The sequence below is a fragment of the Vibrio sp. 10N.237.312.B06 genome (genome assembly GCF_041464685.1).
Taxonomy (GTDB): Bacteria; Pseudomonadota; Gammaproteobacteria; order Enterobacterales; family Vibrionaceae; genus Vibrio; species Vibrio tasmaniensis_A.
Genome location: NZ_JBFSPI010000071.1, coordinates 1 through 26160 on the forward strand (window position 1 = coordinate 1; position 26160 = coordinate 26160).

Annotated in this window: 22 protein-coding genes and 1 pseudogene; 16 read left to right on the forward strand and 7 right to left on the reverse strand. The window is 42.6% G+C overall.

From position 1 onward, the window contains the following. Positions 1-134 precede the first annotated feature (134 nt). Entirely contained in the window at positions 135-629 is a 495-nt protein-coding gene (locus AB6C75_RS17140) for an outer membrane beta-barrel protein (RefSeq protein WP_009847008.1), read from the forward strand. 313 nt (positions 630-942) lie between these two features. Here the strand turns inward: AB6C75_RS17140 and AB6C75_RS17145 are convergent, their stop codons facing one another. Then, entirely contained in the window at positions 943-1719 is a 777-nt protein-coding gene (locus AB6C75_RS17145) for a hypothetical protein (RefSeq protein WP_009847007.1), read from the reverse strand. Further along, on the reverse strand, positions 1640-2431 hold the full coding sequence (locus tag AB6C75_RS17150) for a hypothetical protein (protein ID WP_372108362.1): 792 nt from the start codon (positions 2429-2431) through the stop codon (positions 1640-1642). The genes AB6C75_RS17145 and AB6C75_RS17150 overlap by 80 nt, the downstream gene beginning before the upstream one ends. A gap of 207 nt (positions 2432-2638) precedes the next feature. Here AB6C75_RS17150 and AB6C75_RS17155 point away from each other — a divergent pair, with 207 nt between their 5' ends. The 8 genes from AB6C75_RS17155 to pheT all read left to right on the forward strand — a co-directional run bounded on the left by AB6C75_RS17155 (position 2639) and on the right by pheT (position 13616). Beyond that, entirely contained in the window at positions 2639-2803 is a 165-nt protein-coding gene (locus tag AB6C75_RS17155) for a hypothetical protein (protein ID WP_372108364.1), read from the forward strand. A gap of 223 nt (positions 2804-3026) precedes the next feature. Further along, positions 3027-3812, forward strand: coding sequence for a TetR/AcrR family transcriptional regulator (locus tag AB6C75_RS17160; RefSeq protein ID WP_009847004.1), 786 nt, complete (start codon positions 3027-3029; stop codon positions 3810-3812). Positions 3813-3932: 120 nt separating this feature from the next. Beyond that, complete coding sequence (locus AB6C75_RS17165) at positions 3933-6449, forward strand: RND family transporter (RefSeq protein WP_372108365.1); 2517 nt, start codon at positions 3933-3935, stop codon at positions 6447-6449. Between the two features lie 44 nt (positions 6450-6493). Further along, complete coding sequence (locus AB6C75_RS17170; protein WP_372108367.1) at positions 6494-7315, forward strand: outer membrane lipoprotein-sorting protein; 822 nt, start codon at positions 6494-6496, stop codon at positions 7313-7315. Positions 7316-7324: 9 nt separating this feature from the next. Next, entirely contained in the window at positions 7325-8557 is a 1233-nt protein-coding gene (locus tag AB6C75_RS17175) for a hypothetical protein (RefSeq protein WP_372108369.1), read from the forward strand. A 203-nt stretch (positions 8558-8760) separates the two neighbouring features. After that, the gene (locus AB6C75_RS17180) at positions 8761-9870 is read left to right on the forward strand and encodes a GGDEF domain-containing protein (RefSeq protein ID WP_372108370.1); all 1110 of its coding nucleotides are present in this window, start codon (positions 8761-8763) and stop codon (positions 9868-9870) included. Between the two features lie 356 nt (positions 9871-10226). Next, positions 10227-11210: a phenylalanine--tRNA ligase subunit alpha gene (gene pheS, locus AB6C75_RS17185; protein ID WP_004734764.1), complete on the forward strand. Its 984-nt coding sequence runs from the start codon at positions 10227-10229 to the stop codon at positions 11208-11210. Between the two features lie 18 nt (positions 11211-11228). Next, positions 11229-13616: a phenylalanine--tRNA ligase subunit beta gene (gene pheT / locus AB6C75_RS17190; protein ID WP_372108372.1), complete on the forward strand. Its 2388-nt coding sequence runs from the start codon at positions 11229-11231 to the stop codon at positions 13614-13616. Between the two features lie 89 nt (positions 13617-13705). Here pheT and AB6C75_RS17195 read toward each other — a convergent pair whose 3' ends face one another. The 4 genes from AB6C75_RS17195 to AB6C75_RS17210 form a co-directional block, all read right to left on the reverse strand. Next, positions 13706-14887: a hypothetical protein gene (locus tag AB6C75_RS17195; RefSeq protein ID WP_372108374.1), complete on the reverse strand. Its 1182-nt coding sequence runs from the start codon at positions 14885-14887 to the stop codon at positions 13706-13708. Further along, the gene (locus AB6C75_RS17200; protein ID WP_372108375.1) at positions 14884-15312 is read right to left on the reverse strand and encodes a response regulator; all 429 of its coding nucleotides are present in this window, start codon (positions 15310-15312) and stop codon (positions 14884-14886) included. The genes AB6C75_RS17195 and AB6C75_RS17200 overlap by 4 nt, the downstream gene beginning before the upstream one ends. 18 nt (positions 15313-15330) lie before the next feature. Continuing rightward, positions 15331-17202 carry a hypothetical protein gene (locus AB6C75_RS17205; protein ID WP_372108376.1) on the reverse strand — a complete coding sequence of 624 codons (1872 nt, stop codon included), beginning with the start codon at positions 17200-17202 and terminating at the stop codon, positions 15331-15333. A gap of 156 nt (positions 17203-17358) precedes the next feature. Further along, positions 17359-18444: a hypothetical protein gene (locus AB6C75_RS17210; protein ID WP_372108378.1), complete on the reverse strand. Its 1086-nt coding sequence runs from the start codon at positions 18442-18444 to the stop codon at positions 17359-17361. Positions 18445-18784: 340 nt separating this feature from the next. On the opposite strand from AB6C75_RS17210, the gene AB6C75_RS17215 reads away from it, so the two are divergent. From AB6C75_RS17215 to AB6C75_RS17225, 3 genes and pseudogenes are all read left to right on the forward strand, one after another. Continuing rightward, on the forward strand, positions 18785-18991 hold the full coding sequence (locus AB6C75_RS17215; RefSeq protein ID WP_371727629.1) for a hypothetical protein: 207 nt from the start codon (positions 18785-18787) through the stop codon (positions 18989-18991). Positions 18992-19314: 323 nt separating this feature from the next. Beyond that, positions 19315-20241: pseudogene (locus AB6C75_RS17220) on the forward strand (hypothetical protein). 535 nt (positions 20242-20776) lie between these two features. Then, positions 20777-21115 carry a cytosolic protein gene (locus AB6C75_RS17225; RefSeq protein ID WP_372108380.1) on the forward strand — a complete coding sequence of 113 codons (339 nt, stop codon included), beginning with the start codon at positions 20777-20779 and terminating at the stop codon, positions 21113-21115. 97 nt (positions 21116-21212) lie between these two features. Here the strand turns inward: AB6C75_RS17225 and AB6C75_RS17230 are convergent, their stop codons facing one another. After that, positions 21213-22721: a DUF3360 domain-containing protein gene (locus AB6C75_RS17230; RefSeq protein WP_050646784.1), complete on the reverse strand. Its 1509-nt coding sequence runs from the start codon at positions 22719-22721 to the stop codon at positions 21213-21215. 395 nt (positions 22722-23116) lie between these two features. Between AB6C75_RS17230 and AB6C75_RS17235 the strand changes: the two genes are divergently transcribed. From AB6C75_RS17235 to AB6C75_RS17250, 4 genes are all read left to right on the forward strand, one after another. Beyond that, positions 23117-24103 (forward strand): permease, encoded by a 987-nt coding sequence (locus tag AB6C75_RS17235; RefSeq protein WP_372108382.1) that lies wholly within the window; start codon positions 23117-23119, stop codon positions 24101-24103. Positions 24104-24136: 33 nt separating this feature from the next. Next, the gene (locus AB6C75_RS17240; protein WP_372108384.1) at positions 24137-24385 is read left to right on the forward strand and encodes a thioredoxin family protein; all 249 of its coding nucleotides are present in this window, start codon (positions 24137-24139) and stop codon (positions 24383-24385) included. Between the two features lie 84 nt (positions 24386-24469). Then, the gene (locus AB6C75_RS17245) at positions 24470-24982 is read left to right on the forward strand and encodes a sigma-70 family RNA polymerase sigma factor (protein ID WP_372108386.1); all 513 of its coding nucleotides are present in this window, start codon (positions 24470-24472) and stop codon (positions 24980-24982) included. 207 nt (positions 24983-25189) lie between these two features. Next, entirely contained in the window at positions 25190-26062 is an 873-nt protein-coding gene (locus AB6C75_RS17250; RefSeq protein ID WP_372108388.1) for a patatin-like phospholipase family protein, read from the forward strand. The last annotated feature ends 98 nt before the right edge of the window (positions 26063-26160 follow it).

Below are 26160 nucleotides of genomic sequence, written 5' to 3' on the forward strand. Positions count from 1 at the left end.
CCCTTAGAGGGCGTCACCCAATAAGCCTCCGGCTCCGCCGGAGGTCATTTAACTGAATAGTTATTACATACAGGGCGACTTGGTGGCAATTCATTACCACGCAAGGCCTGCCAACAGGACGAAAAAGGTCGAATATGAAAAAAACGTTATTGGCTCTAGCACTGCTAGGTGCATCTTCAACAGCGATGGCTGATTCTTGGTTGTACGGCGGCGCAATGGGCGGTCAAAATTCATTAGGTAATCAAGAAGAGACAGCGATGGGTATCCACGTGGGTACGGGCATCCTTCCATTTATTGGTGTTGAAGCGGGTTACTGGGATCTAGGTTCTTTCGACAGTGTTAAATACGGCAACCAAACACTGACTAAACTAGACGCAAGCACAACTTACCTAGCAATCAAACCAAGCATCGATTTTGGTCCTCTTCACGTATACGCGAAGGGTGGTCTTCACTCTTACGAGCTTAAAGCGAACGGCTTCAAGCAAGACGAAGTTGATATCATGTACGGTGTAGGCGCAGAATACTTCATCTTTGGCCCACTATCTGTAGGCGCTAGCTACCAAAACTTCAACATGAAAGATGACGACTCAGGCGTTTTCTCTCTAAACGCAACTATCCACCTACTGTAATTAATCAGTAAGGCGATCGTAAATGGCGGTCGGATAATTGTTTGATGGGTTTATAATACCAATCGTAGTAAATAACTGTTCATCCTAGCTAGTTAAAACGCTCGATAACTTCGTTAGAAATTTTGATTGTAGAATAACTACTTATCAAAAATTGCTGCCTTGTTCTCAAGCCTTTTTCCGGCGCTATTTATGATCATTTACTTACTGTGATTGGTATAAAAACTCATAAAAAATGCCAGCTTGATAGCTGGCTTTTTTGTATCTATTGACCGGGTAATCTTGACGGTATTTTTTGACCGTAGACCGTAGAAGGCTACTTTTTACTGTTTAGAATTTTCTGAATTCTTGGGTTAATCGCTTTGCCGTGTTGGCTTTCGTACTCTTCACGTTTTAAATCGTTCAGGTTCTTTACGGAGTTAGCAGCAAGAAGGAACTGCGGTAATTCAGTTTCTAGCATGCCTTTCTCATCTAAACGTTTTGCTTCCAAATAGTACTTCTTAAACAGGCCATCAAGCTTGTTTTCAGCGGTGCGTTTCAAGTCGTACAGCTTGTTTTGGATAAGCCACTTTTCAATGTTGTTAACAGCTGTGCGTGACAACACACGAATGCGGCTATCAAGCAGCTCTTCTTCTGTTAATGAATCCTTTAGAATCCAAAGCTCACCCATTTGCGGCGGCCAACTGTTGCCTAGTTGAATACGCTCATGACAGTGCATTAGCACGCGGTTAAGGCCGTCTGAGTCAACAGAGTGGGCAAACTCAAGAAACTTTCCGCTTGGCTCACTACCGTATTGGTATTCCCACTGAGTTTCGTACACGCTCAAAAAAGAACCGAAAACATGGATACACCAATCTGTCAGCTCCAACTCAGCGGGATCTTGGTCAACAACAGGCACTTGTTGAGACGAACCCGTGCTGGCAGCATTGGGTGTCGCTACTTCAGTGCTCTGTGCTTCAATAACTTCAGGTACTACTGAGCCTGTAGAGTCAGGAACAACAGGTGAAGCGGGCTCAGAAGGTTGGCTTTTTGCCTTTTTGAATGAGCTGCTGCCTGAAGCGTTCAGATGGGCTAAGCTTTTGTCGATACCCATTTCCTTGAGCTTGTCCTGCATTTCCTGAATATTGAGAGGTCTTCTGCTGTTGTTGTCTTTCATTTTGCTTCTCGTTAACTAGCCAGTACTGCAGCTTGGATTCAATCCGAGATAGTGGCATTAATTCATTGGCTTTGGCTTTATACCAGAGGACAAATTTCTTCCATACTAAACTATGGTCACCGGTCAAACCGGAGAATTTAAACGCACGTTCTGCCCATGATGGTATCTCTTCTTCGTTGAGATCATGAGTAGATACGGTGTTGCTGTTCATTGAGCCTCGGCCTTGTGGGCGAGGGGCATGCTGCATGTGTTGCATCGGTACCGGAGCAGGCTGAAACTTGGGTGCAGGTGCAGGTGCAGGTGCAGGTGCAGGTGCAGGTGCAGTAGAGTAGACAGGAATACTGTTGGTCGGTTGAACCTCAACGCGCGCCGTAGCTTGCTCTTGCTCAATGAGCATTTTGAAAACGTGAATCTCTTTTTGATCTCGATAATCTACTTTTACCTTATCGAGAAAACCTTGGTCGACTAAACACTTAAGGCAGTCGGCTAAACCAAACGTAGAGAGAGCACAAAGTTGACCTGCTGTTTGTAAGCACACATTGGTGTAGCCGAATTCGTCAGCACCGTCTGCAAGCATCAATAAAACAAGCTTTTCTGCTGGGCTAGAAGTATTCACTTGCCAAGCTAAATAAGAATATTTGGCGCTCAATATCGTGTTCTCAAAAAAGGTAAGTCGTTGTCACTATTGTAAGTCACCCCTTACCTAATTTATAGCAACTTAGTAGAAAACGGCATTAGTAAGCCAAATATTAACCATAAGGAGAGGTCTGCACCAAAAAGTGAACCTGAACTCACTCATTCTCGTGGTTTACGTACCCCTCCATTCGGCTCGAATAGCTGACTGTCCTAAACCATCATGCTCTATTTAGATGAAGACAGCGTAATGGGCTTGTATTGGTTTCGCCAAACTAAGGCGCTTCTTCCTGCGTTGGTTAGTGATGTTGCGTTGGTTATTGATCTTATGTTGGTTACTGATGCTATGCCAGTTAATGACGGCAGGCTGGTGAGTAACGCGATGTGATTATTGATGGTTTTCTCATCTATTCATAACGTGAATTTAATTTTATGAAACACCTTGATATGATCAATATTTGCGCTATTATGACGATAAGTCAGAAATGACGAAGCGTCACAAAATGGTTAACTACATGAATTTACTATTCGTGTTAATATATTGGATAGGAGCGTTTTAAATACTGGCGAAGCTTAGATGATAGCTAAGCTCAAATACGGACTGAGAAATTATGTTTGGCTTTGGTTGTAAAGGCGATAAACAAGGTATCTTTGGTTGCAAAGGCGTGTTGTCTAAAAAGCAGCAGTCTATAGCAGACCGAGAAGTAGAATTGATGTTGTTAGCAAAAGATCTGGTTCGAGAACAAGGGTTCGGAAACCTCACGATGGATAGGCTAACGGCAGCAAGTTCTTATTCTAAAGGTACGATATACAATCACTTTTGCAGCAAAGAAGACGTGGTTTTAGCCTTGTGTATTCACTCTTTAAAGACCGAGGCATTGATGTTTGCTCGTTCTGGAGAGTTTGAAGGCAACACACGTGAAAAGATTGTCGCACTGCACGTTGCTTACCGAATCTATGCTCGCATGGAACCGGTACTATCAACCTGTGCGATCATGGCGAAAAGCCCGTGGGTACTAGAGAAAGCGTCTAGTGCACGTGTAACCGAGATGAATGAACTGGAAGAGTTGGTGATTGAACAAGCCGATTCAATGGTAAACCGAGCAGTAGAAGCCGGTGACCTTAAGTTCTCTTCTGGTGTGGGTTCAGATGCCATCGTGTTTGCTAACTGGTCAATCGCATTTGGTTCAAATGCTTTGTCACAGAACGCATCAAACAGCCATTGTATTAAGCGGTTACAAGACCCGTATTCAGTATTACACAACGCGAACATGCTACTAGACGGCCTAAATTGGCAGCCCCTTTCTAGCGATTGGGATTACCGCAAAACTTGGCGCCGTGTAGAACAAGAACTGTTCAGTGAAGAAGTCGCTTACCTAGAGTCAGTAGGTCGATAATCTTCCATTAAGCCCACTCGTGTGGGTTTATTAATAACCATTAGTGACGATTCGTCATAAACTTAAGTTTGCCTAGTGTGGTTTTGGTTTTCTTGAGTATATGACTAAGAATTGTGTCTTTTGTCAGCTTCGGCTGGCTTTTTAAGATACAACAATGACGAATCGTCACAAATGGAGACTGTGATGGAACATGACAGCCAGAAGCCCGCTTTCGATCACCAAAATCGAGATAACCGTAATGTCGATAGCGTAAACGGGGATCTAAATAAAAGTTGGCACTCAATACCGACCAAGCGTTCGTTTATCGTTCTGCTGGTGGTTTTTTCAATCATCATGCTCTCTGCTTTTGGGGCGAAGAACCTCTACTTTAGAGGGGACTACAACATTTTCTTTGAAGGCACCAACAAACAGTTGATGGCGTTTGACGAGATCCAAACTACCTTTGCAAAAACCGACAACCTCGCGATTGTTGTTGCACCTGAAGATGGCAATGTCTTCACCTCAGAAACCCTTACCTTAATTCAAAACCTCACGGTCGATGCGTGGCAGATCCCGTACTCAAGCCGTGTCGATTCGCTTGCCAATTATCAGCATACCGAAGCGGTTGAAGACGACCTCTTGGTGGAAGACTTGCTGTACGAAGAATATGAGCACACACCAGAGCGAATCGCCAAAGTAAAACAGATCGCGCTCAACGAACCTCTGCTTAAAAACGCATTGGTGTCAGCCTCTGGTGACGTGACCATTGTTAATGTCACCGTGCAATTACCTGAAGTGGATAAAACCGCCGAAGTGCAAGAAGTGATCGCGGCCATCAATACTATGATCACCAAGTACCAAGCCGATTACCCGAATGTCGAATTCCATAAAGCGGGCATCATTGCTATGAACAACGCGTTTATGATGTCGGCCCAAGAAGACAGCTCAACACTCGTGCCGTTAATGCTGTTGGTGGTGTTGGTGTTCCTCACCTTTATGTTGCGCTCGTTCTTTAGTGTGGTGGCTACCTTAGTTGTGATTATCTCTTCGATTGTCGCCACCATGGGTTTGTCTGGCTGGGCAGGGATGTTCCTCAGCACCGCGACGGTTAATGTTCCAACCTTGGTATTAACCCTTGCCGTTGCCGATTGTGTTCACGTGATTGTGACAATGAGACAAGCCATGCAGCGCGGGATGGAGAAAGCACAAGCCATTCAATACAGCATTAAGCTTAATGCGATGCCGATTCTGATCACCTCAGTGACTACTGCGATTGGTTTCTTGATGATGAACATGTCGGACTCTCCAGTACTGCGTGATTTCGGTAACTTGTCGGCACTAGGCGTACTTATCGCATGTTTCCTATCTGTAACTATGTTGCCTGCATTGTTAAAACTGCTGCCAGTTAAACGCCTATCTACCAATCCTAAGGCGGCAGACAAAGTCACCTTCATGGATAAACTCGGTGATTTTGTCGTAACCAACCGTAAAGCACTGCTGCCGATTTCTACCTTAGTGATTGTTGGCGCTGCCGCGTTAATTCCATTGAATAAAGTGAATGATGAATCGGTGAAGTATTTCGATACCTCAAGCGAATTCAGACAAGCAGCCGATTTCATGGAAGAGACGGTAAGCGGCATGACGACCATCAGTATTGCGGTGAAAACCAACGAGTCTCAAGCGATAGCTGATTCTGCGTTCTTGCAAGCGATTGGTGACTTTACTGATTGGCTACGCGTACAACCAGAAACCGACCACGTGGCCACGCTTTCCGATGTTTACATGCGTTTGAATAAGAACATGCATGGCGATGACGACAGTTACTACCAACTGCCACTTAACCGTGAACTCGCCGCGCAATACTTACTGCTTTACGAAATGTCTCTGCCATACGGTTTGGACTTGAACAACCAAATCAACGTCGATAAATCATCGATCAAAATGGTGCTGACGGTGGACAACCTAGGCAGTGTGGAATTGGTTGAACTCGAAGAGCGCATCTACTCATGGTTTGCGGCTAATGCACCTCAGTATGAAGTGGTCGCATCGAGCCCATCACTGATGTTTGCTCACATTGGCGAAACCAACATGGCGAGCATGCTATCAACTCTGCCTATTACCTTAGTGCTTATCTCTGGCTTGATGATCTTCGCACTGCGCTCGGTTCGCTTAGGCATCATCAGCCTAGTGCCAAACATTGCCCCGGCAATTATCGGCTTTGGTTTATGGGCGCTGATCTCTGGTGAAATCAACCTAGGTTTGTCAGTCGTGGTCACGCTCACACTGGGTATCGTTGTCGATGATGCAGTGCACTTTTTGAGTAAATACCAACGCGCCAGAATGGAAGGGAAATCAGCAGAAGAAGCCGTTCGTTACGCCTTCCACACTGTTGGCCGCGCACTGTGGATCACCACGGTCGTGCTTGTGGCTGGTTTCTCTGTACTGGCGATGTCGAGCTTTAGACTCAATTCCGACATGGGCTTACTCAGTGCGATTGTGATTTTCATTGCGCTAGTAGTCGACTTCATCTTGTTACCGAGCTTACTGATGATCTTCGACAAACAGACTCACTATGCAGATAAACGTCAGCACGAATCAAAGCCTGACACCAAGCCACAGCCTAGCTCGACTGGCGAACTGTCTACTTCGACTAAATAAGGAATCGTCAGCCTGCTGCGGTGGGCTGACTCAAGGAGAAATTTATGAAAAGCGCTAAACAATCATTCGTTACCACATTACTTTCCGTCAGCTCATTAACCGTCGGCACGTTAACAGTAGGCGCATTCGCGGCTTTCCCTGCATTAGCAGACCCTGCGAAAGGCCTAGAAATTGCCGAGCAACGCAAAGCCGTGGATATGGGGTGGGGCGATTCTGTCGCGACCATGGAGATGCTACTTCGCAACAAACAGGGCGAAAGCAGCTCACGTCTAATGCGATTGAAGTCGTTAGAAGTGGATGACGATGGCGACAAAGGGCTGACCATTTTTGATGAGCCACGTGACGTAAAAGGCACGGCTTTCTTAAACCATTCACACATCTCTAAATCGGATGACCAATGGTTGTATTTACCTGCTCTTAAACGTGTAAAGCGCATCTCTTCACGCAACAAATCGGGCCCGTTTATGGGCAGTGAATTTGCTTACGAAGACTTAAGCTCGTTTGAGCTAGAAAAGTACACCTTCAACTACATTGAAGACGCCAAAATAGAAGGTGTCGATACCTTTGTTTTAGAGCAAGTACCGACCGACAAAAACTCTGGCTACACCATGCAGAAAGTATGGCTAGACCAACAATATTACCGCCCCGTTCAAGTGGAGTTTTACGACCGAAAAGGCGCATTACTAAAAACCCTGTCATTCCAAGACTATAAACAATACCTAAACCAATACTGGCGCGCACACACCATGTCGATGCAAAACCATCAAACAGGCAAAAGTACGGTATTAACCACGACAGAGTTAGCGTTCCAAACCGGTCTTAAGGACAAAGATTTCCAGAAAAACACACTGAAACGTGCAAAGTAAGGCAAGAATATGAAAAGGATTGTGTTAACAGGAACGCAGTTATCTTTAACCTTGGCGGCGACAGTCGGGCTTATGCAGGTGTCGTTACCATGTGTGGCGGCTGGATTTAGCTCTGAGTTCGTAGAACAGGTCACCCCGGAACTCGCAGGGCAGGTTAACCTCGAACACAGGCAGTTCTTTAGCAACGGCTTGCAAGGGCAAGATAAAGGGCAAAGCTCACTGGTGTTGCAACCAGAGTTTTATTGGGAGCAACAAGAGGGCAATGGCAGCGTTACCTTCACGCCGTTTTACCGTCTAGACAGTGAAGATGATGAGCGCACCCATGGCGACGTTCGTGAAGCTCTGTATCTCAATTATTGGGACGATTATGAACTGCGCGCAGGTGTTGGCAAGGTGTTCTGGGGTGTCACTGAATCGGCGCACTTGGTGGATGTGGTAAACCAAACCGATGCCATTGAATCGGTCGATGGTGAATCTAAGTTGGGTCAGCCTATGGTGCACTTTACCTCAATCAAAGACTGGGGAACCATTGATGCCATGTTACTGCCGTATTTTCGTGAGCGTACCTTTGCAGGGGAAGACGGTCGATTAAGGTCGACTGTACCTGTATCGGACGATGCGCTTTACGAATCTTCGAGAGAAGAAAAGCACGTTGATGTAGCGCTGCGCTATAGCCAAATGTACGGCGATTGGGATGTCGGTTTAAGCTATTTAGGCGGCACAAATCGCGACCCTTATTATCGTGTAGAGGGCAATGAACTCAAGCCGTATTACGCGCAAATGCAGCACTTCGGATTGGATGTGCAAGGCATTATTGGCGATTGGTTGTGGAAGCTGGAAAGCATTTATCGCGACAGCTACGACAACCACACAGGCGTCGCGACAGGCTTTGAATACACATGGGTTGGGGCGCTTGAATCGTATTGGGACATCGGCTTCATTGCTGAATACCTGTATCACAGCCGAGGTAACAACGCTCAAACCATCGGTCAAAACGATGTGTTCCTTGGTGCCCGTTTCGCCTTGAACGATGAAGACGGCACCGAAGTGCTTACAGGCATCACTCAAGACTTAGATAACAGCGATGTCTACAGTGCAAAGCTCGAAGCCTCAAGCCGCATCAATAACAACCTCAAGTGGCGACTCAACGCTTGGTTGTTTGAGAACGAAACTCTAGAAGACTTGTTGTTCTTCGCTCGTAAGGATGATTTTGTTGAGATGGCGTTGGAATATTATTTCTAGTGTTAGCTTCGTGAGGCGCTCTTGTTAAAAGGGGCGTCTCAAATTTAAGATGAGTTATATTTAGAGTGTTCAATATCTTCTTTTTATAAAATGGATCAAACAATCTAATAGACCCACAGGTAAGATGGTTATATTTTTTCGAATATCTATAACCTCCGAATATGCATGTAAATCGTGCTGGTGGTATCGGCCTTAAGGGATTTATGAATTCATTTAATTGGGATAAAAACTTTGAAACAGGCATTGGTGTTGTAGATGAACAGCATCAATATCTTGTTGGTTTTATCAACCACTACGGAAACCTGTTGTCAGAGAATACTATCTCTATTGACGACATTAACGTCGCTTTACTCGATCTCACACGCTATGCCGAATTTCACTTTAAAGAGGAAGAATCTTTGATGAGGGATTGCGGTGTGTATGAGTTACACATTGAAGAGCACATCAAAGTGCATCGTGTATTCATGCGAGATATCTACAGTATGCAAGCCTTCATCTTGGAAGAAGATCAGTCGTCAGCACGGCAGTTACTGGATTTCTTGATCCATTGGCTTGCTTATCACATCCTTGGCATTGATCAAAACATGGCGCGACAAATGGCCGCAATAGAAGAGGGCGCAACACCCCTAGAAGCCTTTGAGGCAGAAGAAAAGCAGCGAGACTCGTCAACCCTCCCTTTATTAGCCGCTCTGAAAGGCTTATTTGAACAAGTCTCTGAACGCAATAAGCAGTTGTTACGCTTCAACCAGTTACTCGAAGATAAAGTTGAGGAACGCACGGCTGAATTAAAAAGAGCGAACAAGAGACTTGAAGAGCTGTCATTAACCGACTCTCTCACTAATTTGCATAACCGTCGTAGTGCTTTTAAACAGTTAGCGCTGCATTGGCAAGACTCTAAAGAACTTGGCATGCCTTTAGTGTGCATTATGATTGATGCCGACCACTTCAAGCGCATTAATGACACTAGCGGTCATGATGCAGGCGACTTGGTGCTAAAAACCCTCTCGCGTGAACTGAAAAACACGTTCCGTAATGATGATATTGTTTGCCGGTTAGGTGGCGATGAGTTCTTGGTTATCTGCCCAGACACCGACCTTAAAGGTGGGATGTACATAGCGGAAACCGCTCGACAGAAAGTGTCTGAATTAGAGGTTGAAACCAGTAATCAAGTTTGGATTGGCAGTATTAGTGTCGGTGTAGCCGAAATAACCCAAGAATTCGAGTCCATGAATGAGTTGGTTAAAGCCGCCGATGAGTCCGTTTATTTAGCGAAAAACGCAGGCAAAAATAGCGTTTGTTCGATTCAGATTTAGAGCTCGGTTCACTCGAGATCGAGGGTACCGTTCACTTCAGATCTAGAACACCGCTCGCTTTAGTCTTTGAGCGCTACTCACTTTATTTTTTGAGCGCTATTCGCTTTAATTCTAGAACCTAGTTCACTTTAGTTTTTGAGTGCGACTCACTTTAAAATAAACAAGTGGAACCGGTATTTGTTCCACTTCTTCCTATTCCTCATTAATATCCTGTTAAATTTGCCGTGTTTTTAGTCAATAACTTGCTCTTTTAACGATTCAATTTGGCATTGGTTGCGTGTTTGATTACTATGTGTAGCTATCTAAAAAAACTAATCATCCGATACGGACACTACCAACTGGTAGATGAGGAAATGATGCAACATCTAGAAGAGATCATTGCTAATGCAACGACTGCTATTGATACAGCAGATTCGTTAGTCGCACTTGATGAAGTGCGAGTTCAGTATTTAGGTAAGAAGGGTGAACTCACTCTTCAACTACAAAGCCTAGGTAAACTTCCACCTGAAGAGCGTCGCACTGCTGGTCAAGAGATCAACAAAGCGAAAGGTGCTGTTCAACAAGCGATCGCAGCTCGCAAAGACGCACTACAACGTGCAGAGCTTGAAGCGAAACTAGCTGAAGAAACTATCGATGTGAGCCTACCAGGTCGTCGCATTGAGAACGGTGGTCTTCACCCAGTTACTCGCACAGTTGAGCGTATCGAACAGTTCTTTGGTGAGCTTGGCTTTAGCACTGAGTCTGGCCCTGAGATTGAAGATGCATTCCACAACTTTGATGCACTAAACATCGCAGACGATCACCCAGCTCGTACTGATCACGATACTTTCTTCTTCAACCCTGATCTAATGCTACGTACGCACACTTCTGGTGTTCAAATCCGTACGATGGAAAACGGCAAACCGCCATTCCGCTTCATTGCTCCGGGTCGTGTTTACCGTAACGACTACGATCAAACTCACACGCCAATGTTCCACCAAGTGGAAGGTATGTTAGTTGATGAGAACGTAAACTTCGCACAACTTAAAGGCATTCTTAACGATTTCCTTTGTAACTTCTTTGAAGAAGAAGTTGAAGTGCGTTTCCGTCCTTCATTCTTCCCGTTCACAGAGCCTTCAGCTGAAGTTGACGTGAAACGTAAAGATGGCAAATGGCTAGAAGTTCTAGGCTGTGGCATGGTTCACCCTAACGTACTTCGCTCTGTTGGCATCGACCCTGAGAAATACTCTGGTTTTGCATTCGGTATGGGTGTAGAGCGTCTAACGATGCTTCGTTACGGCGTAAATGACCTTCGTGCGTTCTTCGAGAACGACCTTCGTTTCCTTAAACAATTCAAGTAATCCGGGGCAGTCAAAACTATGAAATTCAGTGAATCTTGGCTACGCGAGTGGGTTAAACCTGCAATTAACAGCGAAGAGCTAGCTCACCAAATCACTATGGCTGGTTTGGAAGTTGACGATGTAGAACCTGTTGCTGGTGAATTCACCGGCGTTAAAGTAGGTAAAGTGGTTGAGTGCGGTCAGCACCCAGACGCAGACAAACTACAAGTTACAAAAATTGATATCGGCGAAGAAGAACTTTTAGACATCGTTTGTGGTGCATCTAACTGTCGTCTTGGCCTGACTGTAGCAGTAGCAACAGTTGGCGCAGTACTTCCTGGTGACTTCAAAATCAAGAAAGCAAAACTACGTGGCGTTCCATCGCACGGCATGCTTTGTTCTTTCTCTGAGCTAGGTATCGACGTAGAGTCTGACGGCATCCTTGAGCTGCCAGAAGGCACAACGCTAGGCATGGACGTACGTGAGCTTCTAGAGCTTAACGACGTAACTATCGACGTAGACCTAACAGCAAACCGCGCAGACTGCTTCAGCATCCGCGGCCTTGCTCGTGAAGTTGGCGTACTAAACCGCGCAGACGTTACAGAGCCAGCAGTTGAAGCTGTTGCAACAAGCATTGAAGACACAGTATCTGTTGAAATTAAAGCAACTGATGCTTGTCCACGTTACCTTGGCCGTGTGGTTAAGAACGTAAACGTGAAAGCGGAATCTCCAATCTGGATGCAAGAAAAACTGCGTCGTTGTGGTATCCGTTCAATCGACCCAGTTGTAGACATCACAAACTACGTGATGCTAGAGCAAGGCCAACCAATGCACGCATTTGATCTAGCTAAGATCGAAGGCGGTATCGTGGTTCGTCTAGCAGAGCAGGGCGAAAAGCTAACACTTCTAGATGGCAACGAAGCTGAACTAAACAGCAACACACTTGTTATCGCTGACCAAAACAAAGCACTAGCAATCGCTGGTATCTTTGGCGGTCAAGATTCAGGTGTTACTACTGAAACAACTGACGTTCTTCTTGAAGCTGCATTCTTCGCACCGGATCACATCCGTGGTCGCGCACGTGCTTGCGGTCTTCACACTGATTCTTCTCTACGTTTCGAACGTGGTGTTGATTCAACACTTCAAGCAGCAGCAATGGAGCGTGCAACACAGCTTCTAGTTGAAATCTGTGGTGGCGAAGTTGCGCCAGTAAACGGCAGCGAATCTGAAGCTGATCTTCCTAAAGCAAACGTAGTTGCTCTACGTCGCGCTAAGCTAGACAGCCTACTAGGTCACGAAATCCCATCTACAGACGTAGTGGAAATTCTTACTCGCCTAGGTTGTGAAGTTGAAAGCACTGATGCTGGCTGGACGGCAACGTCTCCATCTTGGCGTTTTGATATCGCAATCGAGCAAGACCTAATTGAAGAAGTAGGTCGTATCTACGGTTACGATAACATTCCAAACCAAGCGCCTAAAGCGGCACTTAAAATGAATGACCACAAAGAAGCTAACCAACCGCTTAAGCGCGTTCGTGACCTTCTTGTAGACCGTGGCTACCACGAAGCAATCACATACAGCTTCGTAGAACCAGAACAGCAAAAGCTTGTTGTACCTGGTGTTGAGCCGCTAATCCTGCCATTCCCAATCTCTGCGGATATGTCAGCAATGCGTCTTGGCCTAATCCAAGGTCTGCTAAACACAGTTGTTCACAACCAGAAGCGTCAACAGTCTCGCGTTCGTCTATTCGAATCAGGCCTGCGTTTCATCCCTGAAGCAACTGCTGAAAACGGCATGCGCCAAGAAATGATGCTTGCGGGCGTTATCTCTGGTACTCGTGGCGAAGAGCACTGGGACATTGCAACTAACACTGTAGATTTCTTCGATCTTAAAGGTGACCTAGAAGCCGTTCTTGAGCTTTCTGCAAACGAAATCGCATACAGCTTCAAAGCAGCGAAGCACCCAGCACTTCACCCAGGTCAAACTGCGGCTATCGTAGTAGACGGCAAAGAAGTGGGTATCATTGGTACTGTTCACCCAGAACTAGAGCGTAAGTTTGGTCTTAACGGCCGTACTATCGTATTCGAAATCGAATGGGCAGCTATCAACACTCGCGTGCTTCCAGAAGCAGTAGCTGTATCTAAGTTCCCTGCAAACCGTCGTGATATCGCCGTTGTTGTTGATGAAGCAGTCGCTTCTGGCGACATCGTAGAAGCGTGTATCGCAGCGGGTGGCGAATTCCTAACAGGCGCTAAACTGTTCGACGTATACGTTGGTCAAGGCGTTGAAGAAGGTAAGAAGAGCCTAGCAATCGCACTTAGCCTACAGTCTGTAGAGCGCACACTTGAAGATGCAGACATCGCTGGTTCAGTAGATGCTATCGTAGCTTCAATCTCAGAGAAATTCGGCGCAGCACTTCGCGACTAATTTCTTCTGATAGATAGAAAACCAAAGGCCTCGCATAGCGAGGCCTTTTTTTCAAAGGAAATATTAAAATTTAAGGTTTTAATCGATTATCAAAACAAAGAGTTTAAAATCACTGAAGCTAATCCGAATATAGAAATTGAAGTAATAAACAGTACTATGATTCGCAACGATCTTTTAGATGAAACTAATGGGTAATCGAAGTCATAAAATAAACCTAAATTTTTTACGTCACGATTTTCGATTATTCCGGTATTCAAAATATATATCCATTCCTCTAAGCGTTTGTCTTTAAAATACGAGGAGTGGCCACCATTAAAGTATCTATTTACTATTTGATTTTCACTTCCTTTTATTCCTACGATACCAGCATTTGAGTAGCGAGAATTTGTTAAAACTCCAGCAATGATTGGAATGTCGACTAAAACACAATCGTTTACAATGTTATCTATATTATGTTTTTCATATAGCTTAGATATATTTACAGAAGGACTCAAAACACTTCCACCAAATATTATGTTACCTATTGGGATATTTTTACTAATTCTAGATAACGCATTATATATCAGATAAGTACCAAAGCTATGTGAGACGAAATTAAATTTTGCCTTTGGGTATTTCTTTATTGTTTTATCTAAAAAATCAACAAGCTCGGATATTTCTTTATCTACCTTATCCTTACTCAAAAAGTTAGGTAAGGGAAAGAAATTATATTTATATGATTCGACAGAATAAGTGCAATCTAAAAGGTTATCCAATTTAGTTTGCCATTTTCTATTTGTCCTTATTCCATGAATAGTTATAAGAACATTCTTGTCGAACTTTCTTTGAGAATTTTGTTTGTCAATTCGTTGTAGCTTTCTTACTTCTTTGCCTAGCTTATCAACCCAATCTCTACTACTTGAGTCGTATATCAAAGAGAAGACCTGATGCTCTTCAATAGCGTCAGTAAATTCATTTAATACATCTTCAAATTCACTGAGGATTAATGTGATGGTAGGGATTTGAAGCTCATTATCCCCGTTAATTGCAGAGATAATATCTTCGAGTATAGACAAACCACCTTCTTTATCTTCTGATGAATCAGAAAGCGAGTAAGGCAGTACCATATCTAATATAACCAAATCATACTTATTTTCGGCTAATTGTTTCTCAGAACAATCAATAGTTATTGTTCTATCTATATACTCTTTTTCAACTCCAAAATCTTCCAACGCAGATCTTATTTTTTCAAACTTTAGATCACTATCTTCAACGACTAAAACCGCAATCATTTCTCACCTAATATTGATTTGATTATGATCTTCCAGTCTTCGGAATAACCATTATAATATACAACGTCTTTTACTATTTCTGGAAAGTCCGCACTTAACTCATGACGAAGTTCATTTAAGCTGACAAAGTCATCATATCTACCAAACCTATCATATCCTGTTAAAATAACCGTAGGGATATGTAAGTCGTCAAAATCCATTTGCTCAACTAAATCTAAACCAGCTAGAGTAACTAAAGGAGATTTATCTTCATCAGACTCAGGTAAAGTCATATCTAAAATTATCCAATCAAAGATCTTGTTGGTCACCAATTGATATGCTGATTGATAGCTCTTGGAAATGGTGTAATCACAATTCATATCCACAACTAAATCAATAATATTATTAAGTTTTGACTCATTGTCTTCAACAATTAGTATGTTCATGGTTAACCTCAACAAAGATTAAATCGTTATACCAAAAATAAACTTAAACCTTTTTCTTACTTCATCTAACTCTAGGTCTATAACCGCACCTTTCTTTATGTCTCTGTGGATAATACGGCATATCTTAAACAAGCCACTTCCTGTTTCTTTACTCGCACCTACGCTATATCGCTTGTCTTTAATCATTTCTATGATTTCAAGTAGTTTTTCTGAATCAGTACTAGAATAAACGTTTGATATTTCAAATATTAGTGTACCGTTATCACTTTTGCAACTAACTTCTATACTACAATTTTCGTTAGTACTTTTGGCTGCGTTCTGAAATAAAATTATAAAAATATGTAGTAAGCTAACAAGGTAAGTACCAGGTATTTGTATAGTTTGATCCAGTTCAGAGCTTTTTAGCAGAATAGACTTATGCACGTTTGTTCGATTTACAAATTCAAGAGCTTCGTCGATAGGAACTGTTACAGCAGAATCTTCACTGTGGTGTTCTGTAACTGCAAACCACTTAGATACTTCTCCACACGTTGAATATATATCTGCGATACATTCATCTAAAGATCTTAAATATGAGTGGCCTTTTTCTAAATTTAAACTTTCTTCAATATCGGCCTTGAACTTTTCTACTATTTCTACGAGACCACTACATAACGTGTTAGATACAAATCCTTTGCCCAAATCTAGTGCAATAGCTGTCTTTCGGTCAAAGATATCTAATACCCACTCGACCATATCATCCAACTCAGAACCAGCATTGACCATTGAAATGAAGTTGAATGTATCTTCTCGTTTTATTGGGTACTTAAACAAGCGTTCGTCATCTTTTAGGCTATTGACGTAAACATGAAGTTGTTGGTTTTTAAATGCATTTAGATAATTATCAACTTTAGCCGACATTTTTTTCAATTTATCTTGTAGCTCCAAATATGCTTTTCTTTTTATGGACATAGAGAATAAACTCTCGAAATGCGTATTGTCTACGTAGTTAGATGCTAACTTCATGCATATTAATTGAGAACGCTCAAATGGAGCTCTAAGCTCAGGAACAATGTTGTTATGTCTGAAATGTATGTTTAACGAGTTCTCAATACCGTAGTCTTCAATAGTATAAATGTCTCTAGATTTAAGAAGGAAATCGCTTGCTAATTCGTGGCATTTCATTTCTTGTGACGAGATATCAAGCTCTTGAATTAATTGAGAGTTATGGGACACACTTTTTTTAATATCATCGAATTTTTCAGATAAAGAAGATATAATTACGGACCTTACATCATCTCTCTGTATTAATAGCCTTCCCATACCTATTTCTTTTAAAAACTTTTGTCGAGCATATTTTCGTATTAACTCAGAAAGTTCAAATTCGTTAACCGTAGATAGGCCTATAGCTGACTTTATGGTTCTTAATATATTGGCTCTGATAACTAAAGGATCTGAGTTTGATTTCTTTTTCTGTTTTTTTATTAGGTCTGTTGTAATGATATTTAGCATGAAATATAGAGTTTCATTACTTGATGGTTGAAGCTCTTCTACAAAACTATAATTGTTTTTCTCTAGATGCTTATCAAACTCCAAGGCTAGACGCTTTGTTCTAATAATATTGTTTTTATTTAATGCACTTAAGTATATTAATGTGTTAATGTTAGTTACATCATAATCTTTTTTTATTTTACTATTAACAATGGAAAGGACGTTTTTTGATAAAGTTAAATTCATATCGATCATGGATTTGGATATCAAGTTTATAGCATTATCATTAATTCCTAAATTTGAGTATGACAAAACTAACTTTTCAAATATTTCCCCTCTCATATGTTTAGGGAATAAATTTATATCTTTAAATAATTCAATGTATAATGAGTAGTTCTGTTTTTTATATGCTTCATCCAAACGCCATTTATTACTTCTGAATAATGGAACAGTTTTTGAATTGTTTTTTTTTAAATTCGCTCATAAAGTCAGAAAAATCTCTATTATTATCGTTGCCTCTTAAGCATAAACATAGGTATAGATAGAAATATATTATCTTATTTTTTTATCTGCCAGTTAAGAATTATCTTTATTCTTTATTATGTTTATATACTGGAAGCCGTCAATAAGCATGAATTGTTGTAATGTCTTATTTGCAAATTCAATATTTTGGTCTGACTTTATACTATTTAGACATGAGTTTAAAAAATGGCTTGATAGGTCATCCCCCTTCAAATTAGTTTCATTAAACATATGAGATTTGACGATTAAGTCATAAAATTTAAAATCTGAAGGATCGTAAGACTGATTAATTTCAATTAATCTGATTGCTTCATTGTAGTCACCGGATAAATATTTTGAAAGGACTTGGAAATACTCTTCGCTGTACTTTTCATTAAAGCTATCTAAAGATATATTGTATTCTATTCCTGACAAGGTCAATAAATCGTTGAAGTATTTTTGATACTCATATTTTTCGTTAGCAATCAGGTATGAAACACATCTTACTGTAAAGTTATAAATGTCAGGCAAATTAAGATTCAATGTGTAGTCAAGTATCTTTTCCACCTCGAAGTTTGCTGAGGGTGAAAAGTCAAAAAGAAACCTTATTAAGTCAGAATCGATGCTGTCTTTTTCAATTGTGTCGACTATACTTTTAATCGTAATCAAGAACCTATCACTACTAACTGATTTACTTGACTTTTCTAAGAGTAACTTTATGTCTCTATCTTCAACTTCACTTAAATTGTCATATATACTTTGATATAACTCATAAGGCTTATCCTTTTCGTCTCTGATAGAGCAAATTCCGAAGTAGCACTCAATGTACCAATATGAAAACCCATGCATTTTAAAGGATTCTTGCAAGCAGTTTAAAGCTGAATCGTAATCAGAATTCATGAGGCTTTTTTCAAATCGAGACTTTAGTTCAAGATAATCTTTCACGTTAGAATTATTTAGGACTTCAATTAACATTATTATAGAATGCTCTATCGAAGGAGATTTGATAACCGTTTCAAACTTCTTTAACCTATTTTTGAAAAATGTAATATTTGGAGTTACTAATCTTTTGGTTAAAGGATTACTAAGTAGTGAAATTGTGTTTTCCCTAAACTTTGCTAGATCAGATTGTTGGTAAAGTTGCCTTTTGAACATCATCAAGTTTGGTTATTTTTACATTTCTTTTACTGTTATATTTCTTTTTTCTTATTTTTTTTGTCATGAAGCAATGCCAAAGTATGTAACTCTCTGTCGATTTTACCACAACATCTGTATTTGTAATTGGTAATTATTTGATTTTTAGTTGTTTAATCACAGAATATAGTGGAACAATTAGTTTTTGTCTCTTACTCTTCGATCTCCCGTTACTAGCTCTCGTTACACTCTCAAGACCAACGCTAGGTTCTCACCCTTGACCTGTCTATAACTTCACACTTTATAGTGCCTATATTGAATGAGAGGGACGCTTTGGTGGGCCCTCTAAAGTAAGTAGAGAGACACTATGAAACGTTTAGTTCTGAACATCACACTCTTGGTATTCATGACGCTTAGTAGTATTAGTGCCATGGCTCATGATTCAAAGGTTAAGTACGGTATTGCGATATCTCACGATGGTGAGCAAATTGCGTATGGCAAAAGTGAGAGCGGGGAGAAGGCACTGATCTTCATTCACGGTTGGAGCTTAGACAGCCGTTCAACACAACGTTGATGAAAGCGGTTAAGTCAGTGAAGTAGGGCGCTGTAGTTGTTAAAAGGTGGATGTAATCGGTGATAGATAAAACTAAGGCCTCGCGTGTGCGAGGCCTTTTTGGTAGTTGGAGGTTTTGCTAGATACATTCATTTCAATTTGCGAGTAATGATCGCATCGTTCATTCGTTTATGGTCCTTAAACGACGGCCTCATAGTTATATAAATGCTCTATCAACCACTCCTAGATACGTAATTAGCATCACTGTGATTAGTAGGGCTGACCGAATCTAGTGGTGCTTTCTACTGATAATCATTTTAACTATCTGTTTAGGACGTCCTGCTATGGCTAAGAAAATCATATTCATTCATGGTCGCGCTCAAAAGCCCGATAAAGCTCCCCTTCAAGCACTCTGGTACGAGGCTATAGAACATGGCTTGCTGCGAGATTGTGGAGACTCAAGTTCATTACAAGCTTTTAAAGATGTCGATAAACGGTTTGTCTATTACGGTGAACTATCAAACACATTGTTAGAGAAACTAACGGAAGACCCTACAAGTCGACAGCAAGCGCTGTCTGAACTCAAAAAGTACAAGACAAGCCAGTTCAATAAAACAACGTATAACAAGGTATCTAAAATTGGTTTTCTAAAAGAGGCGTTAGCAGATACTTTTTCATCAATATTTGGGCGATTGGGTGCGGCAGAGTCACTCATCACGATGGTCGCGCCGGACATGGCGCATTATTGAAATGAAGATACCTATTTTGGTAGCGATGTCAGGCATAGGCTAATGGTTGAACTGAAGGAAGCGCTTGATAATCAGGACGACGTGATGATTGTATCGCACAGCCTTGGGTCGATGATCAGTTATGACGTGTTATGGAAGCTGTCTCATTACGGTGAGTATAGATACGACTATGGTGCGGACAAGAAGGTCAACTTATTGCTGACGCTTGGGTCACCGTTAGGCGATGAAAACGTAAAAGATAGGCTAAAAGGGAGTCGCTTGAAAGATGAGAAGAAGTACCCTTTAAACATTCAGCAATGGATAAACATATCGGCAGAAGATGATTTTATCTCTCATGACAGCAAAATTAAAAATGACTTCAAGGATATGCTCAAACTGGGTCTGATACCCGGCGGAATGAAAGATATCCACCCCATTTACAACCTCAATATTCGCAACGGAAAAAGCAATCCCCATGCTTCCATCGGTTATCTCATTAATCCTAAATTCATCAAAGTACTGGATGAATGGCTCTCGAGTTAATTTGGTTATGCCATCGCCAATTACTTCGTTGATCGTTCGTTGAAACTTAGACAAAACAAGGCCTCGCGTGTGCGAGGCCTTTTGTGTTCTGTAGAGCGAATCAAAGTGGTAGATACACATGAGAATCGGCTGAAAATCCCCTCCTAACCTCCCCTTGGCTTACATCTCCAATCTCTTGTTGCTAATGGGAAAGGGGAGGAACTGAATACCGATCGTGAAAAGTGCAGCTGTATGTTCAGCGACAAAGAATGTTCTCCCCCTCGGACGTCAATCTAAAGAGATCGTTTAACTTCATTTGAGGGGGAGTTTTTGATGCTAGAACCGTTCAATACAACGTGACGAAAGCGGTGAAGCCAGTGAAGTAGGGTGCTGTCGTTGTTAAAGGGTAGCTGTAACGGTTCGTTAGAACACTGAGGTCTCGCGATTGCGGTGCCTTGTTGTGTTCCGAGTGAAACTCAATTTCTCCCACTTTCTGTACTTGATAGTGATAGAATCCCCGCATCAGAACTATCGAGAATCTAGGTATTTATAAACAATGTTTATCCATCATGTGAACGGCATCGACTGGCTGGTGATTACAGCTTTTGAAGAACGAAAACCGATGTTTATCGAAGATGCTGGTCCTATCCCGTCTTACTTCTCTATTAGCAGTGAATTAAGCCTGATTGATCAAGCCAAGCGCAGCTGTGGGTTTTTACCGACACTTCGTGGCGTCATCACAGATACTGGCACGTACCAAAGCAAAGATCTTGAAGAAGATTTGAACCCACAACTGGCGTGTATCGTTGAGGGCAGAGGGCGCGTTTTCATCTATCATGGCGATTACGTGGCTTTTGTCGATGATGAACAAACCTTCATTACCCGAATGAATTAAAGCCAGTGAAGTAGGGCTATTAACCCTTGATAGAAAAACTAAGGCCTCGCATGTACGAGGCCTTTGTATTTCTAGCGAAGTTAACGATTAATCTAGCTTAACGAAAGCTTGGGATAATCGCTGGAATCCCTGGTAGAAGGCCAACCAACGCCATTACACTTGTTAGTACAATAAACATAATGCCTGGTAATACCCAACGGCTCATATTGCTCAGTTCGCTACTACGTTCTTTACAACCAACTAAGCCTAAGTTGTCCAACAGCATGGTGAGAGCCCAACCAAATGCAGGGTTAACGAGCGCTGAAGAAAATACAACAATCGCTGCCGACTGTGTGGTTTTTCCTTCACGCGTCATTTCCATTCCAGCTTCTAGCAATGGCACAAATACCCCAACAATCAGCGCAACACACAGTACCGGTTGCCAGATAGCCAAATCCATCGGGTAACCCCAAACCGCGGCGATGATACAGAACAGAGCCGTGAGCAAAGCGCCAGCAGGAATAGGGCGTTTAGCAATCGCCGCTGGTACGATGTAAGTCCCCCATGAAGACGTAAAGTTAGTACCACCAAGCAGAGAACCAAACGTTTGACGAATAGACGCAGTGGTCATGGTGTCGTCAATGTTCATGTGTACTTTTTCAGTGCGCTCTGGGTAGCTGATCTTTTGGAATACTTGATGCCCTAAGAAGTCTGGTGACCACATCGCTACCGCAAGAATCGCGAACGGCAGTACTACCATGAAGTGCTCAATCGTCGGTAGACCTAGCATCCAACCTGTATCTTCTCCCCACCAATACATAGGGTTCATGTTAGGTAAGCCTGGCTCAGTGTGGAAAGCGAATGGTGCACCCATGGCAAATGCAATCGTACCACCCAGCAAGCAGCTAAGAGGTACCGCTAACCAACGCTTACGGAAGTGCTCCAATAGCGCGTACAGAATAATGGTGCAAAAGATCACAACAAAAGCGATGTGGCTCATGCCGATTCCTTCAGCCCAAGCGAACAGTTTTTTTACTTGAGAAGCAGTGCCCACAAAGCCAAGGTAGAGTAGCAAGCCACCACACACGCCTTTACTGGTGAGGTTGGCTAACATACTGCCACCTTTACTGATGGCTAAGAGTAATCCAAAAGCGCCAATCAATAAGCCAAACGCCATCGGGTGCCCACCTGCTGCAACCACAATCGGAATCAAAGGGATAAGTGGACCGTGTGTACCTGCGAGGTTTGCAGTCGGCAATAGAAAACCAGAGAAAAGGATGATGAAAACAGAGGCGATGAGGAGTTCATAACGGACGTTTTCTAGAACAAAATCTTCATTTAACCCGAGAGCTCCAGCAAAGGTGGCTGCAATCGCACCCACCATAACCACTTTACCAATGGTCGCTGCCATCGCTGGTATGGTGTCTTCTATCTCAAATCGATAATCTTTAAACGGCAAATTTGGACGCCAGCGCTTAGGCGACATGATTTGCAATTCGTGCTCTAGATACTGTTCTCGGGATTCAAACTCTGAGCTTGGTTTGTGTTGTTGTTCATAGGTGAGTTCATCCTCATTGGCTTGAGGCTTCTCTGTTTGTATATGTGCGGACTCTAAAGTAGTGCTCATTTTGATTCCTTTCGTTCACACTCTGAGGTGTGTTATTCCAACAAACGTTGTTGACTCACGCAGAAGCGCAAACAATGCGTCAACTTATAGTTAAAGATTCATTAACATTTAGTTGTTAGTACCTTATACCAAACCAAAAAAAACAAATAGAGTCAGTCGGTTAGACATTAGTCGTAGAGCAAGCCGACTAGTATTAGACTCGGTAGAGAGTATGTGTCTGTTTATTTGTCGGCCATTAATCTCAGGAACAACAAAGTCACTTTCAACAACGAACTGCCACGTTAACCTGTTCTGAAATCGAGCCTGAAAATCAAAACCAAAAAATAATCTTAAAAAGTGTGCATCCTTTTTCGACCTCAAACGTGATAGAGGTAAATCGTTTAGAGGGTGCCACTATGTTGGATGTTTTTACCTACTTTGCCGACTGGCTGACGTATTCCATTTTCAACTTGGAAGCCAATACTTCAATGGCAGAAGGTGTTCATTTCTTTATTGAAGACACCAGTAAGATCTTAGTCTTATTGGTCGTGTTGATTTACGTTATCTCCACATTGAGAGCCAGTTTGAGTGTGGACAAAGTTCGCCAATATCTACAAGGTAAGCGCCGCGGTGTTGGCTACTTCCTTGGTTCGCTATTTGGTGCGATTACACCGTTTTGCTCGTGCAGTTCTATCCCTCTGTTCATGGGCTTTGTCTCTGCACGTATTCCTATTGGTGTGACCATCGCATTTCTTATTACGTCGCCTCTGATTAATGAGGTGGTGATCATCATGCTTGGCAGTGTCCTTGGGCTGAAATTCACCATCATGTACATTGTGATTGGTATGTCGCTTGGCATTTTTGCAGGCTTTGTCTTAGATGCTTTTAAAGTCCACCGTTGGTTACAACCTTTCCTTGCCGAAGCGTATCAAAAAGCCAATGAGTTAGATGAACAGCCTCAAACGTCGATTGAATCAACCCCAATGACGTTTAAACAGCGCCATGAATTTGCTGTGAACGAGACCAGTACCATCTTCAAACGCATTTGGATTTGGGTCTTTGTTGGTGTGGGTATTGGTGCGTTTATTCATGGTTTTGTTCCGGCGGATTGGTTCGAGCAAAACCTCGCACACGGCCGGTGGTGGACGGTGCCACTCGCGACACTCAGTGCCATTCCGATTTACACCAACGCGACGGGCATTGTGCCAATCATGGCGTCGTTGATAGACAAAGGCATGCCACTAGGAACCACGCTTGCGTTTTGTATGGGAGCGGTCGCAGTGAGCTTGCCAGAGTTCATGATGCTTAAACAAGTCATGCAATACCGATTGCTTGGTGTAATCGCGGGTTACTTGCTGGTGGCGATTTCCATCACGGGTTGGTTGTTTAATTTCTTCTATTAATCACAGCAGAGCAAATGCTCACAGGAGTCTGATATGAAAAGCATTCAAGTTTATGGTTCAGGTTGTAAGAACTGCGTCGTCACAGCAGAACGGTTTGCCGAGGTCGCACAAGAGCTAGGGCAGCAAGTCGACATTGAAAAAGTCACAAGTTTAGAAGCCATTATGAAAGCAGGCATCATGAGTACACCGGGTGTTGCGATTAATGGTGAGTTAAAACACATGGGGTCGGTGCCATCTGTTGATCTGGTTCGCGATTTACTCAAAGAAAATGTTGTAGCGTAAAGCAAGGAAAGAGCGTCGCGCATGCAGAATTCTTGTGAATGAGCACGCGCGACGAATAATTGAGGTTCAAGAATGAAATGTTTGATGAACGCGTGGAATCATGCAGAACCTAGTCTTTATGGATGGCTACTAAAACAAACCCAAAATCCGCACGAAGCGGAAGACATCATGCAAGAAGTGTTTCTGAAAGCCATGGCAAATAGTGAGCGTTTCTGTACATTGCAGGACGGTAAATCATGGCTGTTTAAGATGACCAGAAACCACCTTGTCGACCAATTAAGGCGGAAAATACATTCGGTAAACATTAATGAGTTTGTGATGCCTACGGATATTTCCCCAGCGATGGTTCAGCTTCAACGGTGCCTTCCCAAGGTTCTGGTGAAACTTACCGATCAAGAACGTGATGTGATAGAGCAGTGTGACCTCAACGGCATGGCACAAAAAGATTACGCAGAGAAATATCAACTCAGCCTACCAGCTGTGAAGGCGCGCTTACGTCGAGCCCGTATAGAGCTCAAAACCGTTTTGGTGAGTGAATGTAAAGTCAAGCAAGATCACACGGGTGTCTGCTGCTTTAAGTCTTTGCGAATTGAGTAAAGCGGCCAATTAAATCAGAGAATGTCTCAATATTTGTTTGCGCTCGAACAACGATTTTTCCATAGGCCAAATCATCAGCCTCTCTTTTATTTCGCAGATACATTTAGATACACAGTTGAGTCAGTTTTCAAAGCATTACACTGCTTAAGGTTACACGAAGTGATATAGTTTTTATTTTAAGAACTCATGATTTAAAGGATTAATACGATGGCAAAAACGGTCTCATTGGTACTTGGCAGTGGTGGCGCAAGAGGCTTGGTTCACGTTGGAATCATCCGTTGGTTAATTGAGCATGGTTATCAGATAAAATCTATCTCTGGCTGTTCAATTGGCGCACTTATCGGTGGTGTCTATGCGGCGGGTAAGTTGGATGAATTTGAAGAGTGGGTCACCAGTATCGACCAATCGGATATGGCGATGATGTTGGATTTTTCATGGCAATCGAGTGGTATCTTCAAAGGGGACAAGATCATCGATACACTGCGTGGATTGATCGGTGAGATTTCAATTGAAGAACTGCCTATCCCTTATACCGCGGTTGCCGCTAACGTCGCCGATGAAAAAGAGGTTTGGCTGCAATCAGGCTCTCTGTTTGATGCCATTCGCGCTTCTATCTCTTTGCCATTGTTCTTCACTCCTCATGTGATTAATGGCGGAGCGCTGATTGATGGCGGGGTACTCAATCCCGTACCGATTGCGCCTACCTTTGGTGATAAGACAGACTTTACTCTTGCTGTGAACTTAGGCGGCGAACCTGAAATTGTTCAACAGGAAGTGATACCGGTTTCCCTACCGACAAAAGAGAGCAATCTGCATGAGAAGGTTGTTCACTTTATCGATAATCTAGGTAGCAGTGTAAAAAGTAAAATGAGCTTCAATTTTGCTGCCTACGACATTGCCAACCAAGCGTTTGATGCGATGCAATCGACCATTGCTCGCCAAAAATTGGCCGCTTATCCTGCCGATATTACGCTTGAAATCCCACGTAATGCCTGTGGCACCTTAGAGTTTGATCGTTCACAAGAGATGATAGACAGAGGCTACCATTTGGCACAGGCTAAACTGGGCAATCGACTTTAATGTATTTGCTGCTGAATGAGATTAGGGCGTGTTGACCTTTCGCGGTTAAATTTTGTTCGAGATAAAAGCGTTTTAATCGCGGCGAGGGAGAAGTAGCC